General features: G+C 71.0%; 15 protein-coding genes and 2 pseudogenes. 7 read left to right on the forward strand and 10 right to left on the reverse strand.

Features of this window, described 5'->3' with window-relative positions; translation table 11 throughout:
- Positions 1-58: 58 nt before the first annotated feature.
- The 7 genes from OG352_RS35060 to OG352_RS35090 all read right to left on the reverse strand — a co-directional run bounded on the left by OG352_RS35060 (position 59) and on the right by OG352_RS35090 (position 6,760).
- Positions 59-754 carry a GntR family transcriptional regulator gene (locus tag OG352_RS35060; protein WP_329222466.1) on the reverse strand — a complete coding sequence of 232 codons (696 nt, stop codon included), beginning with the start codon at positions 752-754 and terminating at the stop codon, positions 59-61.
- 117 nt (positions 755-871) lie between these two features.
- On the reverse strand, positions 872-1,873 hold the full coding sequence (locus OG352_RS35065; RefSeq protein WP_329222468.1) for a proline racemase family protein: 1,002 nt from the start codon (positions 1,871-1,873) through the stop codon (positions 872-874).
- A 97-nt stretch (positions 1,874-1,970) separates the two neighbouring features.
- Positions 1,971-2,912, reverse strand: a complete 942-nt coding sequence (locus OG352_RS35070) for a dihydrodipicolinate synthase family protein (protein WP_329222469.1) — start codon at positions 2,910-2,912, stop codon at positions 1,971-1,973.
- A 40-nt stretch (positions 2,913-2,952) separates the two neighbouring features.
- Positions 2,953-4,362 carry an NAD(P)/FAD-dependent oxidoreductase gene (locus tag OG352_RS35075; RefSeq protein WP_329222470.1) on the reverse strand — a complete coding sequence of 470 codons (1,410 nt, stop codon included), beginning with the start codon at positions 4,360-4,362 and terminating at the stop codon, positions 2,953-2,955.
- Positions 4,355-4,663 (reverse strand): (2Fe-2S)-binding protein, encoded by a 309-nt coding sequence (locus OG352_RS35080; RefSeq protein WP_329222472.1) that lies wholly within the window; start codon positions 4,661-4,663, stop codon positions 4,355-4,357. The genes OG352_RS35075 and OG352_RS35080 overlap by 8 nt, the downstream gene beginning before the upstream one ends.
- Positions 4,660-5,868, reverse strand: a complete 1,209-nt coding sequence (locus tag OG352_RS35085; RefSeq protein WP_329222474.1) for an NAD(P)/FAD-dependent oxidoreductase — start codon at positions 5,866-5,868, stop codon at positions 4,660-4,662. The genes OG352_RS35080 and OG352_RS35085 overlap by 4 nt, the downstream gene beginning before the upstream one ends.
- An 88-nt stretch (positions 5,869-5,956) precedes the next feature.
- Complete coding sequence (locus tag OG352_RS35090) at positions 5,957-6,760, reverse strand: hypothetical protein (protein WP_329224078.1); 804 nt, start codon at positions 6,758-6,760, stop codon at positions 5,957-5,959.
- 337 nt (positions 6,761-7,097) lie between these two features.
- Here OG352_RS35090 and OG352_RS35095 point away from each other — a divergent pair, with 337 nt between their 5' ends.
- Both OG352_RS35095 and OG352_RS35100 read left to right on the forward strand, forming a co-directional pair.
- Complete coding sequence (locus tag OG352_RS35095; RefSeq protein WP_329222476.1) at positions 7,098-7,802, forward strand: nucleotidyltransferase domain-containing protein; 705 nt, start codon at positions 7,098-7,100, stop codon at positions 7,800-7,802.
- Between the two features lie 466 nt (positions 7,803-8,268).
- A complete protein-coding gene (locus OG352_RS35100; RefSeq protein ID WP_329222477.1) occupies positions 8,269-10,674 on the forward strand; it encodes an elongation factor G in 2,406 nt (801 codons plus the stop codon).
- 269 nt (positions 10,675-10,943) lie between these two features.
- On the opposite strand, the pseudogene OG352_RS35105 reads toward OG352_RS35100, so the two are convergent.
- Positions 10,944-11,665, reverse strand: a pseudogene (locus OG352_RS35105) (coagulation factor 5/8 type domain-containing protein); the annotation flags it as partial.
- A 239-nt stretch (positions 11,666-11,904) separates the two neighbouring features.
- On the opposite strand from OG352_RS35105, the gene OG352_RS35110 reads away from it, so the two are divergent.
- From OG352_RS35110 to OG352_RS35120, 3 genes are all read left to right on the forward strand, one after another.
- Entirely contained in the window at positions 11,905-12,759 is an 855-nt protein-coding gene (locus OG352_RS35110) for an alpha/beta fold hydrolase (protein WP_329222479.1), read from the forward strand.
- Between the two features lie 134 nt (positions 12,760-12,893).
- The gene (locus OG352_RS35115; protein WP_329222480.1) at positions 12,894-13,433 is read left to right on the forward strand and encodes a hypothetical protein; all 540 of its coding nucleotides are present in this window, start codon (positions 12,894-12,896) and stop codon (positions 13,431-13,433) included.
- 11 nt (positions 13,434-13,444) lie between these two features.
- Entirely contained in the window at positions 13,445-13,597 is a 153-nt protein-coding gene (locus OG352_RS35120) for a hypothetical protein (RefSeq protein ID WP_329222481.1), read from the forward strand.
- Between the two features lie 104 nt (positions 13,598-13,701).
- Here OG352_RS35120 and OG352_RS35125 read toward each other — a convergent pair whose 3' ends face one another.
- Complete coding sequence (locus OG352_RS35125; RefSeq protein ID WP_329222482.1) at positions 13,702-14,094, reverse strand: SCO5389 family protein; 393 nt, start codon at positions 14,092-14,094, stop codon at positions 13,702-13,704.
- A gap of 18 nt (positions 14,095-14,112) precedes the next feature.
- Between OG352_RS35125 and OG352_RS35130 the strand changes: the two genes are divergently transcribed.
- Positions 14,113-14,235: a hypothetical protein gene (locus tag OG352_RS35130; protein ID WP_329222484.1), complete on the forward strand. Its 123-nt coding sequence runs from the start codon at positions 14,113-14,115 to the stop codon at positions 14,233-14,235.
- Between the two features lie 29 nt (positions 14,236-14,264).
- On the opposite strand, the gene OG352_RS35135 is transcribed toward OG352_RS35130, so the two are convergent.
- Complete coding sequence (locus OG352_RS35135) at positions 14,265-15,218, reverse strand: ATP-binding protein (protein WP_329222486.1); 954 nt, start codon at positions 15,216-15,218, stop codon at positions 14,265-14,267.
- Between the two features lie 133 nt (positions 15,219-15,351).
- Between OG352_RS35135 and OG352_RS35140 the strand changes: the two are divergent.
- Positions 15,352-15,897, forward strand: a pseudogene (locus OG352_RS35140) (GNAT family N-acetyltransferase); the annotation flags it as partial.
- Between the last annotated feature and the right edge of the window lie 28 nt (positions 15,898-15,925).

Genomic DNA, 15,925 nt, shown 5'->3' on the forward strand with positions numbered 1-15,925 from the left:
AAAGGGCGAATACGGGGAGCTGGGAGGGGTCGGCAGAGTGCGTCCCGGCCCGTCATTCTCAGGGGGACGCCCACAACTTCCGTACATGGCCGAGATGTCGCGTCATGACCTCGTGCACGGCCCGTTCGTCGCGCGTCAACAGGGCGTCCAGGAGCTCCAGATGCTCCTCGGCGGATGCCAGCAGGCGGCCGGACGCGGAGAGGGCGGTGAGTCCGTAGAGGCGGGCGCGGCCGCGCAGACCGCGGACCACCTCGACGAGGTGCGCGTTGCCGGCGAGCGCGAGCAGGCCGAGGTGGAAACGGGTGTCGGCCTCGACGTAGGCGATGAGGTCGCCCGCGACCGCGGCGGCGACGATCTCCCGGGCGGCCGGGCGCAGCGCCTCCAGCGACACCGGGTCGGCGGTCGTCGCCAGCGCCACCACGGTGGGGATCTCGATGAGCGCGCGGACCTGCGTGTACTCGTCGAGCTGCCGGTCGGAGACCTCGGTGACGCGGAACCCCTTGTTGGGTACGGCGTCCACCAGCCCCTCCTTGGCGAGGTCGAGCATCGCCTCGCGCACCGGAGTCGCCGAGACGCCGAAGCGGGCGGCCAGGGCGGGCGCCGAGTACACCTCACCGGGTCGCAGTTCACCCGCGATCAGCGCTGCCCGCAGGGCGTCGGCGACCCGCTCACGGAAGCTGTCGCGCCGGCCGCCGAGCACGGGGAGCGACGGCGCGGCGGCCGGCGGGCTGCTGCTCTCGGGCAGGGCGGCCATCGTGGGGTCTCCTCGGATGCGGGTTGTGCCATGTCACCGTGTCATCGGTGCCTCTGTCTGTGTCTGCCTGTGCCATGTCACGTACCACCAGTATCCACGGTGCCGGAACCCGCGATGTCACAGGACGAACCCTGCCGGGAACGGGTCCGTCGGGTCGAGCAGGTACTGCGCTGTGCCGGTGATCCAGGCGCGGCCCGTGAAGCTGGGCAGCACTGCCGGACGGCCCGCCACCTCGGTCGTGCCGAGCAGCCTGCCGGTGAACCGGGTGCCGATGAACGACTCGTTCACGAACTCGGTGTGCAGCGGCAGTTCGCCCCGCGCGTGCAGTTGCGCCATGCGCGCGCTGGTACCCGTGCCGCACGGCGAACGGTCGAACCAGCCCGGGTGGATGGCCATCGCGTGCCGTGAGTGGCGGGCGGTGGCGCCGGGCGCGTACAGGTGGACGTGGTGACAGCCGCGGATCGACGGATCCTCCGGATGGACCGGCTCCTCCCCGGAGTTGATCACTTCCATCAGCGACAGTCCGGCTTGCAGGATGTCGTCCTTGCGGGCGCGGTCGAAGGGCAGACCGAACTCCTCCAGCGGCAGGATCGCGTAGAAGTTGCCGCCGTACGCCAGGTCGTACGTCACGGTACGGCCGTCGGGCAGCGTCGCCTTGCGGTCCAGCGCGACCGCGAAGGAGGGAACGTTCTGCAAGGTCACGGACGTGGCCGCGCCGTCCTCGACCGCCACCTCGGCGACGACGAGTCCGGCCGGGGTGTCCAGGCGGATGGTGGTGACCGGTTCGACGACCTCGACCATGCCCGTCTCGACGAGCACGGTCGCCACCCCGATCGTGCCGTGCCCGCACATCGGCAGATACCCGGAGACCTCGATGTAGACGACACCCCAGTCGCAGTCCGGCCGGGTGGGCGGCTGGAGGATCGCGCCGCTCATCGCGGAGTGGCCGCGGGGCTCGTTCATCAGCAACTGCTTGACGTCGTCGCGGTGTTCACGGAAGTACAGCCGCCGCTCGTTCATCGTCGCGCCGGGGATGGTGCCGATCCCACCCGTGATCACGCGGGTGGGCATGCCCTCGGTGTGCGAGTCGACGGCGTGCAGGACGAGCTTGCTGCGCATGAAGGCCCCTTCTGTGCCGCAGAGTTGGAAGGTCGAGTTCTGTACCGCGGAGCTGGAAGGCCGAGTTGGACGGCTGAGCTGGACGCTGGAGGCGGCGTTACGCCAGACCCGCCGCGACGGCCTTCTCGGTGGCCGCGCGGACGGCGGCCTCCTGCTCCGGCAGCAAAGGGAACCGTGGCGGACGGCAACTACCGCCGTGGCGGCCCACGATGTCCATCGAGAGTTTGATCGCCTGGACGAACTCCACGCGGGAGTCCCAGCGCAGCAGCGGGTGGAGCTGACGGTAGAGAGGGAGCGCCGTGGTGAGGTCACCGGCGACGGCCGCCCGGTACAGCTCCACCGAGGCCTTCGGCAGCGCGTTGGGGTAGCCGGCCACCCAGCCCTTGGCGCCCGCGACGGCCAACTCCAGCAGCACGTCGTCGGCGCCGATCAACAGGTCCAGTTCGGGGGCGAGTTCGGCGATCCGGTAGGCGCGTCGGACGTCGCCCGAGAACTCCTTGACGCCGTGGATGTGCCCCTCGCCGTGCAGCCGTGCCAGCAGTTCGGGTACGAGGTCGACCTTGGTGTCGATCGGGTTGTTGTACGCCACGACCGGCAGGCCGGCCTTGGCGACCTCCGCGTAGTGGGCCGTGACGGCGCGCTCGTCCGCGCGGTAGGCGTTGGGCGGCAGCAGCATCACCGCCCCGCAGCCCGCTTCGGCCGCCTGCTCGGCCCAACGGCGGGCCTCCGCCGAGCCGTACGCGGCGACCCCGGGCATCACCCGCGCCCCGCCGATCGCGGCCACCGCGGTCTCCACCACCCTGGTGCGTTCCTCGGGCGTGAGCACCTGGTACTCGCCCAGCGAGCCGTTGGGTACGACGCCGTCGCAGCCGTTCGCCACCAGCCAGGCGCAGTGCTCGGCGTACCGGTCGTAGTCGACGGAGAGGTCGCGGCCGAGCGGGAGCGCGGTGGCGACGAGGACACCACGCCAAGGGCGGTGCCGGGCGGCGGTGGGGTCGGGAGGTGAGGTGGGGGCGGGGGGAGTGGTGGGGGCGGTCATCGGGAAAGTCCCTTCCGTCAGTGGTATGTGAAATAGCACTTCACTGGGGTGTCGTGGGGTCGGTCGGCGGGGCGGCCAGTACGCCGAGAGGTACGGGGCGGGCCAGTAGCCGTCGTGCCGGGGTGAGTTCACAGCCCGCGACGCCGGCCACGCCGGGCTCGCACATCCGGCCCTGGCACCAGCCCATTCCGGCCCGGGTCAGCAGCTTCACGGTGCGCAGGTCACCCGCGCCGAGTGCGCCGACGGCCTCGCGGACGGCGCCGGCGGTGACCTCCTCGCAACGGCACACGACCGTCTCGTCCGTCACCTGCTCCGTCCACCGGACAGGCTGTGCGGCGTACGCGCCGTCCAGTGCCGCGAAGAACGACCGCAGCCGGGTACGGGACCGGGCGGCCGGTGCCCACTCGCTCGGGTCGGGAACCGTGCCGGTCAGCCTCGCCGCCGCCGACCGTCCGGCGATGTGCCCCTCGGCGAGCGACAGGGCCGCGCCGCCGACGCCCGTGGTCTCGCCCGCCGCCCAGACGCCCGGGACGTCGGTGCGCTGTTCGTCGTCGACGCGCACGGTCGGCCCGTCGAGGCGACAGCCGAGCCCCTCCGCGAGATCGGTGTGCGGCAGCAGGCCATGACCGACGGCGAGGGCGTCGCAGGGCAGACGTCGTTCGGTACCGGGCACCGGTCGGCCCTCGGCGTCCAGCGCGGCGACCGTGACGTACTCCAGGCGTTCGATGCCGTGCGCCTCCAGCACTATGTGACGGACCTTCACCGAGATTCGGTGGTGCAGGAGTTGGGCCGTGTAGACGGCGCCCTCGGCCAGCTTCGCCGGGGTCGCGGCCCAAGTCCGGGCGTGACGTACGAAGTTGCCCGGACCGGCCGATTCGACCAAGGCGACGACCCGTGCTCCCGCGGCGGCGAGGCCGGTCGCGACGGGCAGGAGCAGGGGTCCCGTGCCGGCGACGACCGCCGTGCGGCCGGGCAGCACGAGCCCGCCCTTCAACAGCGCCTGGGCGCCGCCCGCGGTGACCACACCGGGCAGAGTCCAGCCGGGGAACGGCAGGATCTTCTCGTAGCCGCCGGTCGCCAGCAGCACCCCGTCGGCGCGGACCGCGACGGACTCCTCCTGCTCCGGACCCAGTAGCGCATGGACGGTGAATCCGTTCGACTCCCTTTCCACACACCACACGTGACGGTCAGTCAGATATGTGACGCGTCCGGCGGCGAGGTGGGCGTCGAGCCCGGCGCGCAGTCGCTCCCAGGTGCGCCACTGGTGGTGAAGTGCCTGCGGGCGCCGAGCGCCGAGTCCGTGCGCGGGCTGCCGGTAGAACTGTCCGCCCGCCTCGGCGCCGGAGTCGGTCAGCACCACCCGCACACCGCGCGCCGCTGCCGCTGACGCGGCGGCGAGCCCGGCCGGGCCCGCGCCGATCACCGCGAGCGTCGGGCGGCGTTCAGTCATCGTGACCTGTCCCTTCCTGGGTACGGACGTCCGCGCCAGGCACGGCCGGTACCAGGCAGGCCCGTTGGTTGGGGCGGCCGTCGACGGTCACCAGGCAGTCGAAGCACACCCCGATGCCGCAGAAGACCCCGCGCGCCTGCCCGCCGTTCCGCGTGGTGCGCCAGGCCGTGACACCGGACGACCACAGCGCGGCGGCGATCGTCTGCCCGGACAGTGCCTCGATCACCCGGCCGTCGAAGGTGAGGGTGAACGGGGCGCCGGGACGCGCCCGGACCAGCTTCAGCGGGTTCCACGAACTCACGGAGCGGCCTCCTCGGCCGAGCTGTCGGGGTGGCCGGTGTTGTGGGAGCGGCTGGGGTGACTGAAGTGGTCGAAGCGGTCGGGGCGGAACGGTGTCAGGCTCGGTTCCGGGTTTTCGCCGGCGAGTGTCCGCGCGATCAGGTGGCCGGTGCCGGTGGCGAGCCCGATGCCCGCGCCCTCGTGCCCGCAGGCGTGGAACAGCCCGGGCACGCGGGGGTCGGGCCCGATGGCCGGCAGGTGGTCGGGCATGTAGGGGCGGAAGCCGAGATACGTGCGCATCGCCCGTACGTGCTCCAGGAACGGGAACAGGCGCGTCGCCCCTGCCGCCAGGGCGCGTACGACCGGCAGCGAGAAGGACCGGTCGAAGCCGACCCGTTCACGGCTCGCGCCGATCAGCACCGGCCCGGCGGCGGTCCCCTCGACGACCGGTGAGGTCTGCAGGGCGGCCGAGTCGCTCGCCACGTCGGCCACGTAGTCGGCGGCGTACACCTTGTGCCGCACCCGGCGCGGCAGCGGCTCGGTGACCAGGACGAAGCCCCGGCGGGGGAGTACGGGCAGCCCCACCCCCGCCAGCGCCGCGACCTCCGCGCCCCATGTCCCGGCCGCGTTCACCACGGCCGGCGCGAGGATGTCACCCCGGTCGGTTCGCACGCCCCGTACGGCACCGTCGGCGCCGCGCAGTATCCGCGTCACCGTGCGACCGGTCTCCAGCCGCGCACCCGAGGCCCGTACGAGGTGAGCGGCGGCCAGGGTGGGCATCACCTGGGCGTCCTGCGGATACAGCACACCGCCCGCGAGACCGGGTGCCAAGTACGGTTCCAAGTCAGGGAGTTGGCCTGCCTTGACGTCGACGGTCGTCACCCCGGCCGCGCGTTGTCCGGCCGCCAGGTCCGTGAGGGCGGTGAGTGCCTCGGGCGTGGAGGCGACGACGAGCCCGCCCTTGGGTTCGTACTCGACGGCCGCGCCCAGTTCTTGAGCCAGCTCGCTCCACAACCGTCCGGACAGCAAGGCCAGTTGGAGTTCGGGGCCGGGCTCCTTGTCCGAGACGAGGAGGTTGCCCTCGCCCGCGCCGGTGGTGCCGCCGGCCACCGGACCGCGGTCGACCAGCACCACCTCGAGCCCGGCGCGGGCCGCGTACAGCGCGCAGGCGGCGCCCACCATGCCGGCGCCGACGACCACGACGTCACCACTCGGTCGCTTGGTCACGCCAGTAATATGTCACATGGCGCTGAGTGGAGGAAGGCCGCCTGAAGACCGCTGGAGGTCGGCCCGAAGGGCTGAGTGGGAGGCGGCTTCAGTCGAACTCGCTGGGCTCCGGGGCCGGGGTGCGGCCTTCCCGGACGTCCTTCAGCCGTGTGGTGCCGTGGCTGACCGCGTCCTCGGTGCTGTCGTGATCGGCGCCGTCGAGTCCGCCGTTGGTGACCGTGATCGCGTCGTCCCCGACCCGTACGGCCGCGACGTCCAGGGTGAGCGTGACCGGGGAGCCGCCGGAGGCGCCCTGCACCGTCACCGTCACGCCCTGCCGGGTGTCGCCCGCCTTGGGCAGGGAGGCCTCGATGACCTGCACGCTGCGTGTGGAGCCGTCGGGGGCGACCGCGTTGAACTGGTCGCACGTGGTCGGGAGCGACTCCAGCCAGTCCAGCGACTTGCCGAGGGCGGCCCGTTGGTAGGCGCCGACCTGGTAGAGCAGCCGGGAGTTGCCCTCGGTGAAGCCGGTGAGCGCCGACGCGCCGGACGGACGGCCGAGGAGGTCGTCGTCGTAGAGACCGTCGAGGAGTCGTTGGCAGTCGGCGGGGGCCTGCGTCTTGGCCGTGAGGAACTGGGACGCGTCGACCTTGCCGATGAGCAGCTTGTCCTGCCAGCTCGCCGCGCTCTTCACCTGCGTCCAGTCGTCCTCCAGGTCTCCCTCGGTGATCAGCGCGGTCCGTGCGCCGGCCGGGGTGAGCGGCTTGGCGACCGGCTTGGTGGGGGACGCGGTGGTCCGTTCGGCGACGGGTTTGGCCGCGACGCCCGAGCCGGTCGACGCGCTGTCGCCGTCCCCGTCGGAACAGGCCGCCGTGGCGAACAGCGTCCCGGCGGCGAGGGCGGCGGCCAGCAGACGGGCCGGGCGGGCGGGACGGGTCGGACCGGCCGGGCCGGAGGGGCGGGCCGGGCAGGGCGGGCGGGACGACGAGCGAGGGGTGGTCACGGGTACCTCCTGAGGACGGGTCGGCTGCCCCTGCCCTCCACGGCACCACCGCCCAGGCCGCTCGACCAGCGCACTGAGCCGTACGAGTGAAGCGGCGGGCGTGCCGAGAGGTGGATGGAGGCGAGGGCGGAGGGGCGGGCGAAGCCGGAAAATGCGAGCGGGTCCGGGCCCGAGCCGGGGCATGATGGGCGTCCCGTCGCCCGACCACGGCGGCGGTGATCATCATCGGGGAACGATCGGGGCACCTGTGACCGTCACCAACATCCTGCTGTCCGGAATCGTCGGCTCGACCGCCTACGGGCTCGCCCGCGAAGGCTCCGACGTGGACCGCCTCGGCATGTTCGCCACCCCCACCGAGGAGCTGCACGGCCTGAGCCGACCGCAGGAGTCGCATGTCAGCACGGCACCCGACCGCACCCTGCACGAGGCCGCGAAGTGGTGCCGGCTCGCCCTCGGCGGCAACCCGACCGTGATGGAACTCGTCTGGCTACCGGACGAGTTGTACGAGGTGCGCACCCCTCTCGGTGACGAACTCATCGCCCTCCGTACGACATTGCTCAGCGCCGGACGTGTCCGCGACGCCTATCTCGGCTACGCCACCCAGCAGTTCCGGAGGCTGCAGAACCGCAGCGAAGGCACCCGTTCCGGGGACACCCGCAACCGGACCGCCAAGCACGCCCGTCACCTCAAGAGGCTCTGCACCCAGGGCTACGAGCTGTACTCCACAGGTCAGTTGACGATCCGGGTCGAGGACCCGGAGAGCTGTCACCGGTTCGGCGAGCAGGTCGCCGCCGACCCCGAGGCCGCGGTGCCTCTGCTGCGCGGATTCGAGGAGGCGTTCGCCGAGACGCGCAGCGTGCTGCCCGAACAGCCCGACGAGACGGCCGCCGACGCGTGGCTGCGCCGGGTGCGGAGGCATTTCTACACGGCACTCCAGCCGACGCCCGTGTGACTCTCCCGTGTGACGCGCACGCGTGAACGCCGTGGTGCGCGGTGCCTACCGCTGAGGCGGCCGAGAGAGCGGAGAGCGCCGAGAGAGTGGTGCGATAAATCGCGTGCCGGGCATGCTCGTTCGCTCTTACACTCGTCGAAGACCGAGCGCGGCCCACGACAGGGCGGCGCCGCACCGAGACGAACGAGGGGAGCCCGGCCATGCGTGACCACACCGCTGTCGCCTCTCCCCGCTCCCGCTACGAGGTGATCCTCGTGTCTCCGTCCGTCCGGTGCTCGCGGCGCGGCCGGCACCGGATGTTCTGACGATCGGCTGAGTGTTCCAACGCTCCGTGCATTCCAACGCGCCGTTGACAGAGTAAATCTGACGGTGCGTCATGCATGTTGGCCCTCGCCTGCTGCTCTTTGCAGCTTCGTCCGGAAATCGCGCTGCCCGTTCTCGGAAAGACCCCGAAAGGCCAAGGGCCGTGCGCAACAACCTCGACCGTCACCTCTCCGCCGTGCGCAATCTGGGCATCCTCGCCCATGTCGACGCGGGCAAGACCACCGTCACCGAGCGGATCCTGTACGCCACCGGGACCACGCACAAGCGTGGTGAGGTCCACGACGGCACGACCATCACCGACTTCGACCCCCAGGAGCGTGACCGTGGGATCACCATTTTCGCCGCGGCCGTCAGTTGCGACTGGGACGGTCACCGCATCAACCTGATCGACACCCCCGGGCACGTCGATTTCGCCGACGAGGTGGGGCGATCCCTGCGGGTGCTCGACGGAGCGGTGGCGGTGTTCGACGCCGTCGCGGGCGTGGAGCCGCAGAGCGAGTCCGTGTGGCGGCAGGCCGATCGGCACGGCGTGCCGAGGATCGCGTTCGTCAACAAACTGGACCGCGTCGGCGCCGACCTCGACACGGCGGTGGCGTCGATCCGCGAACGGCTCCATCCGGTGCCTTTGGTCGTGCAACTGCCGATCGGCACGGAGAACGCTTTCACCGGCGTCGTCGACCTGCTGCGTATGCGGGCGCTGACCTGGAACGACGGCAGTGACACGGCTGCCGAGACGGTCGTCGAAGCGGTTGTCGAGGCGGTTGTGCCGGAGGAGCTTCGGGAGGAGGCGCTGCGTCGGCGTCGGATGCTGGAGGAAGCCGTGGCGGAGCGGCACCCGGCCGCGCTGGAGGAGTTCTGCGACCGGGAGACGCTGTCTGCCGACACCCTCTCCCGAGCCCTGCGCGACCTGACCCGCACGGGTGACGGGGTGGTCGTGCTGTGCGGCTCGGCCTACCGCAACCGCGGGATCGAGCCGCTGCTGGACGCCGTCGTCGCGTATCTCCCGTCACCGCTGGACGTGCCGCCGGTATGCGGTATGCGCGATGGCGTCGACGGTATGCGACATGCCGACGGCGAGATGCATAAGGCAGTCAACGACATGCAGGAAAGTGTCGACCGTATGCAGGATGGTGCTGACGATGTGCAGGGTGGTGTCGACCGTATGCAGGATGGTGCTGACGATGTGCAGGGTGGTGTCGACCGTATGCAGGATGGTGCTGACGATGTGCAGGGTGGTGTCGACCGTATGCAGGATGGTGCTGACGATGTGCAGGGTGGTGTCGACCGTATGCAGGATGTCGTCGGCGAGCAACGGGCCGCCGACCCCGCCGCGCCGTTCGCCGCCCTCGCGTTCAAGGTCAGCGCCACGCCCACCGGCCGGCTCACCTACCTGCGGGTGTACTCGGGCACGATCGAGAAGGGAGACGCGGTATGGGAATCGGGCGCGCGGCGCACCGAGAGGATCGGGCGGATCCTGAGTGTGCAGGCCGACCGGCACGCCCAACTGGAGCGCGCGGTCGCCGGGGACATCGTGGCCGTGGTCGGGCTGAAGTCGGCGCGTGCGGGTTCGACTCTGTGCGCGCCAGGGGCACCGATCGTCCTCGAACCGCCGGGCGTCCCCGAACCGGTCGTCTCCGTGGCGGTCGAGGCGCTTGCGAGCACCGACGCCGACCGGCTGGCCTCGGCACTCGCTCGACTGGCCGAGGAGGACCCGTCGTTGGTCGTCAGGACCGATCCCGAGACCGGTCAGACGGTGCTGTCGGGCATGGGTGAACTGCATCTGGAGGTCGCGGTGGAGAAGGTCCGCCGTGGCCTCGGGGTGGAGGTCAACGTTGGGCGTCCGAGGGTGACTTATCGAGAGACGGTCGCCCGCGGGGTGTCCGGCCTGGTCTTCCGGCACGTGAAACAGGACGGTGGAGCAGGGCAGTTCGCGCAAGTCGTGCTCGATGTCGAGCCGCTCGGCGCGGCCGGGGTGGGAAGCGCGGGAGGTGCGGAAGGCTCGGGAGGTGACACTGAAATCGGTGCTGAATCCGGGTTCGTGTTCCGCTCGGCCGTCGTCGGTGGGCGGGTGCCACAGGAGTACGTCCGTGCCGTCGAGGCCGGCTGCCGGGATGCCCTTGCCGAGGGTCCCCTAGGTGGGCACCCGGTCACCGGGCTGCGGGTCACCCTGACCGACGGGGCGACCCACGTGAAGGACTCCTCCGAGATGGCCTTCCGCACGGCCGGCCGGCTCGGGCTGCGGGAGGCCCTGCGTGGCTGCGCGATGGTCCTGCTGGAACCGGTGGTCGAGGTTACGGTCACCGTGCCCCAGGATGCGGTGGGCGGGGTCCTCGGTGACCTGGCCGCGCGGCGCGGGAGGGTCACCGACTCGACCGTGCGCGGCGGTTCGGCGGTGGTCACCGCCACCGTGCCGCTGGCCGAACTGTTCGGCTACGCGACCCGGCTGCGCAGCCGCACCCAGGGCCGAGGCACCTTCTCGGCCCGGCCGACGGGGTACGCCCCGGCCCCGGCGTCGGCTGCGACCCCGGGGGCGGCGACGATGAAGTAGGCCCCGGATGTGGGGGGCGTAGGTCTGCCGGGCTGCGGGGCGTAAGTCCGTCCCCGGACCCGGACCGTGGGCCTACGCCCCCTACGGGAGCCCGAAGTGCGCCTGCGGCGGCCGCCTACCCGGTGACGTCGCCACCGTCTTCAACCTGCCCGGGCATCAGTACGCCCTCGCCGACCCATACCTGGCTACATGTCAGAATCCTTACCCCGCCCCACGGTTCAGGGATAGGAGACCGCAGTCGACGGCACCGTGGAGGTGCCGGAGGTCGGTTACCCGAGGTCGTTGATGACGTGCTCGTACTGGCCGTTGCCGCCGAGGGAGACCACCAGCAGGTCGTGGAACTTCACGCCCGGTGCGTTCGGGGCGGCGAAGCCGTGGTGCTGCACGATCGTCGGGTCGACGTTGTAGTAGCAGTAGCTGCCCAGGCCCCAGCCCTCGTGCGCGGTGACGTTGTCACCGACCTTGTAGGCGGCGTACCCGTTTACCGCGCCGTTCTGGATCGCGGCCTGGTTCGGGGCGTCGTAGCCTTCTCGTTCTGGAAGAAGATCGTGCGGCCGCGCTGGCCGTACCACTGGACGTCGTACTTGTTGAAGTGCTCCACGAACAGGCCTGTGGCCAGTACGTCGTGGCCGTTGACGACGACGCCGTTGACGACGACGCCGTAGTCGGCCCGGTTGGTCTCCCAGCCGACGCCTTCGCCGTGGTCGGCCCGCCAGACCCAGGTGTGGTCGACGATCGTGTGACGGTTGTTGATCACCATGCTGGTGGTCGCCTTGCCGGCGCCCGCCCCTCCGATGCGGACGAACACGTCCTGGACGGTGGTGGGGTTGGCGGAGTGGTCGCGGCAGGCTCCGGGCGGGCCGACTTCCAGCAGGGTGGCGGAGTTGACCGGCCCGGCGTCGACGAGGAAGCCCGCCAGCCGCACCCCGTCGACGTCGGCGACCTTCAGCGCGCTGACGCCGTTGTCCGGGATCAGGGTGGCGTAACCCAGCCTCCAGCCAGGCCGCGAGCACCGACGCCGACAAGAAGGTCCTTCAGCCAGCCCGGAGTTCGACAGGTTCGAGCGGAGCGACAGACTGGGATCAAGGTGATACTGGAAGTCGTCCGTCGGCCGGAGCTGTGGATGCCGCCCGGCCCGGGCCCCCGGCCGGAGCCGTGGCTTCCGCCCGGACCGGGGCCCTGCTCAGGAACCCGGTTGCCCGTCGCGTCCTGCGCTGTGAGGCTCGCCCCATGCCAACCTTCACCGCCCCCGACGGAACCCGCCTCGCCCACCACGAGTCGGGGGACGGCCCGCCGCTGGTCTGTCTGCCCGGCGGCCCCATGCAATCCGCCGCCTACCTGGGCGACCTCGGCGGACTCGCCGCCCACCGCCGCCTGATCGGGCTGGATCCCAGGGGCACCGGCGAGTCGGCCGCCCCGGCGAACACTGCGTCGTACCGCTGCGACCGCCAGGTCGGCGACGTCGAGGCCCTGCGCGAGCACCTCGGGCTCGACCGGCTCGACCTGCTCGCGCATTCCGGCGGTGCCAACCTGGCGATCCTGTACGCCGCCCGTCACCCCGAACGCGTCAGCCGCCTCCTGCTGATCACGCCGAGCGTGTACGCGGTCGGCCTCGGGATCACCGCCGAGGACCGTCTGACAACCGCCCGCCTGCGCCACGACGAGCCGTGGTTCGCCCCGGCCTACGCGGCGCTTGAGGCGGTCACCGCTGGCCGGGGCACCGCCGACTCCTGGCAGGCCATCGCCCCTTTCTTCCATGCCCGTTGGGACGAGGAGGCCCGGGCCTTCGACGCGGCAGGCGAGCAGCAGCGGAACGACGAAGCGGCGGCCGTGTACGCCGCCGAGGGCGCCTTCGCCCCGGCCGCCACCCGCGAGGCCCTCGCAGCCTTCCCGTCCCCGGTCCTGCTCCTCGCCGGCGAGGCGGATGTGTCGGGTCCGCCACGAGTGATGCGGGAGTTCGCGGAACTGTTGCCGAAGGCCGAGTTCGTCGTGCAGCCGGGGGCGGGGCACTTTCCGTGGCGGGACGATCCCGAGCGGTTCGTGACGACGGTGAGGCAGTTTGTTGACGGCGAATTGCCGGGCTGAGGCGGGTGTGGGCGCCGGTCGTTCACGCGATCGAGTGATCCTCCGGCGGACGGGCACGAGCGAAATCGGCCGACCGTTGTGCGGGTGACGGGATCCTCCAACTGGTGAGGATCACAGGGCGTACGGGGGTACACATGAGCCTGCAATTCCAGCGCAACGCCGACGGCACGATGACCGGCCGTAACACCGAGACCGGCTTCACGGTCACCTCGGCCGACGAGGAGGAGGTGCAGCGGCTGGTACATGAGGACGCGGGCTGGGAATACACCCCGCCGCCCACTCCGCCGCCTCCGGGGTTCCACCGATTCATCCTGGTGCACGACGAGTTCGGTTACGGCAGTTTCGGGGACGAGCCGTACGAACGCCTGCGCACACGGCCGCCCAACGGCTGCGAACCCGTCGACTGGGGCTGCTTCGCCCTGAAGTGCGAGCGACCGGGGCCCTCGCTCCTGGGCGCCGTGTCCGACACCGTCGCGGAGATCCGCCGCGACCACGGGCTCGTGATGAACAGCCTCGGCGTCGAGAAACCCGACGAGTGGTTCGGGGACGACAGAAACGGCTACGGGGCACAGATCGTCGCGCACCTGATGCTCACAGCGGCCCACCGCGCCGCCCGCCTCGGCTACGGGCGGAAGGACTTGGTGCGGCTGCTTGACGCGGCGGGTGTCGAATAGCGGAGGTTGCCGTGTATGAGGAGCGCGGCATGCGGCACGGGGGTAGCGACGGCTTTGGCGGGGGCGATACGGACGAAGTGCTGGGCAGCACGGGCGCGTTGCGCAAGTCGTCGCAGTACGTGACGTGCGGGCGCGGTGTCATGGGGCTCGCGGCCGAGGTCTGAGCGGCGAGGATGCCGGCGGCGTCAGGGCAGGGCGCCGCCGGCATCCCCGGGGCATCGATGACGGCAGTGACACCTTCCCCGCCGGAAGGGAGCGCCGAGCCGCGTCAGCAGTCCCGCAGCACTGCCGACTGGTTCAGTACCTGCGCCCGTGTGGACGTGAAGCGTGCATAGGTCTCTCCGTTCCGCGCGCCGGGCCGGAAGGCGGCTACCCGGTGGCAGTTCTGGAAGGCCAGGGTGATGTCGAAGTGGCGTTCCAGGCTGCTGCGGATGGCGTCGCTGGCGAGGGCACGGAGAAGTTGGCCGCGCTCCTGCTCCGACGCGGGAGGGGTCTGGTTGTCGGCGAACTCGTTGATTCCGGCGTGGAGTTGGGTGGAGAGGTCGGCGACGAGCTCGTAGGCGTAGGGGAGGGACGTACGGATGGTGTCCACGAAGTCCTCCTCGCGGATGGCGCCGGCTTCGGCCTCGGCGAGGAGCTTGGGGGAGACGTCGAGCGACATGGGGGGTGTCCTGTTCTTGTGGAGATAGAGATAGACGTAGAGATGGAGATGGAGATGGAGATGGAGGCGGGGGATGGAGACAGCGACCGAAGGGGAGCGGTGGTGAGGTGGCGCGGTGGTGATGTTGTTCCGGGCCGCTGAGGTCGGTGACGTCTTCGGTTCGTGACGTCTCAGGTCGGTGAGGCCGGGCCCGGGACGAACTCCGGGTCCACCTGGGACGCCAGATCCTGGCCCGTTGCCTTGTTTGCCCAGGAGCGGGCGTTGCGCAGGTGGAAGTCGACGGCGTGGCGGTGGAGTGTCGGCCAGTCCTTTCTGCGGGCGTCGACCGTCTCGCGCAGGATGGTGAGGGCGTGGCGGTTGGTGCCCTCCAACTCGCCCTGGGGGCTGCCCCGTTCGGCCGAGCGGACCCAGGGGGAGAGGGCAAGGTGGGTGAGGAGGTCGTCGCCCACCTCCTCCTTGAGGAAGAGCAGATCGTCCTCGCCGGTCACCTTGTTGCCGACCACGGCGAGGGGGATGCCGAACTCGCGGGCGTGGTCGCGGTACTGGCGGTAGACGGAGACGCCCCTGCGGGTGGGTTCGGCCACCAGGAACGTCATGTCGAAGCGGGCGAACAGGCCGGAGGCGAAGGCGTCGGCGCCGGCCGTCATGTCCATCACCAGGTATTCGCCGGGGCCGTCCACCAGGTGGCTCAGGTAGAGCTCCACCGCGCCGAGCTTGGAGTGGTAGCAGGCCACGCCCAGGTCGCTCTCCTCGAACTCGCCCGTCACCATCAGGGGCACACCGCCCACCCGTTGGACATGGCGCGTGTGCAGCTCGTCGTCGCCCAGTAGGCGCAGCAGCCGGGAGCCGCGGCCCGGTGGGGTCGTCTTGACCATCGCCTCGCGGGAGGTGATTCGCGGGTTGGTGCCGCGCAGCAGGTCCTTGATCTCGCCCAGGTGTGCAGCCAGGGGCGGGGCCGTGAAGGGCGGCGTTTCGGCCGTGGGGTCCAGTGCCTCGGACAGGTGCTGGTTGATGTCGCCGTCCACGGCCAGCACCGGTGCGCCGGACTGCGCCACCTGCCGGGCGAACAGGGCCGACAGCGTCGTCTTGCCGCTGCCGCCCTTCCCCACGAATGCGACGCGCATCACTGCACCGCCCTATTGAAAATGAATGTCATGTGGCTAGATTTAGGGGCGCGTGGTGATCTCTGTCAAATCCGAATCGGGGAGTGGGTGATTAAGTGATCAACCGTCTCCAGCTAATGCATATGATGTGCAAGTGCGTGACTACTGCATCAGGCCTGCGGGCCCAGACGACCTGGACGGTGCCCGGGCTCTCATGCTCGACACCGTGTACCGCGACTTCGGTACCGGTTACGTGCCGCGCTGGCACGGCGACATCATCGACCCGGTCACTGCCTACCTCGTCCCGGCCCGCCACACCCTGCTGGTCGCGATCGAGGGTGCGGACGGTGAGGGTGGTGCGGGCGGCGAGGTCGTCGCCACGGCCGCCCTGGACTCCCGCGGCCCCGTGCACCCGCCGAACCCATGCCATGTCGCCGAGCGCTACCCGTCCGGCACGACCGCGCAACTGCGTCGCGTGTACGTCCGTCGGGAGCACCGTCGGCGCGGCCTCGCCCGGCGGCTGGTCGGCGAACTCCTCGCCTTCGCGGTCGCGGACGGCGGCTATCGCTCCGCCTATCTGCACACGGACCCGGCCGTGGAAGGGGCCGAGGGGTTCTGGCGGTCGCTCGGCACCGTCGTGCACGACGAGCGGGAGAGGGTGAACGGCGGTCAGGGCGTCGTGCACTTCGACGTCCCCCTCGACGCCCTCGCCTCCACCTCTTCCGTCG

It is taken from the genome of Streptomyces sp. NBC_01485 (assembly GCF_036227125.1).
Taxonomy (GTDB): domain Bacteria; phylum Actinomycetota; class Actinomycetes; order Streptomycetales; family Streptomycetaceae; genus Streptomyces.

Bases quoted from the DNA above. Each gene is read 5' to 3' on its own strand.
- OG352_RS35060 (WP_329222466.1), bottom strand. From the start codon at position 754: ATGGCCGCCCTGCCCGAGAGCAGCAGCCCGCCGGCCGCCGCGCCGTCG.
- OG352_RS35065 (WP_329222468.1), bottom strand. From the start codon at position 1,873: ATGCGCAGCAAGCTCGTCCTGCACGCCGTCGACTCGCACACCGAGGGC.
- OG352_RS35075 (WP_329222470.1), bottom strand. From the start codon at position 4,362: ATGACTGAACGCCGCCCGACGCTCGCGGTGATCGGCGCGGGCCCGGCC.
- OG352_RS35115 (WP_329222480.1), top strand. From the start codon at position 12,894: ATGAGCCTGCAATTCCAGCGCAACGCCGACGGCACGATGACCGGCCGT.
- OG352_RS35110 (WP_329222479.1), top strand. From the start codon at position 11,905: ATGCCAACCTTCACCGCCCCCGACGGAACCCGCCTCGCCCACCACGAG.
- OG352_RS35125 (WP_329222482.1), bottom strand. From the start codon at position 14,094: ATGTCGCTCGACGTCTCCCCCAAGCTCCTCGCCGAGGCCGAAGCCGGC.
- OG352_RS35135 (WP_329222486.1), bottom strand. From the start codon at position 15,218: ATGCGCGTCGCATTCGTGGGGAAGGGCGGCAGCGGCAAGACGACGCTG.
- OG352_RS35070 (WP_329222469.1), bottom strand. From the start codon at position 2,912: ATGACCGCCCCCACCACTCCCCCCGCCCCCACCTCACCTCCCGACCCC.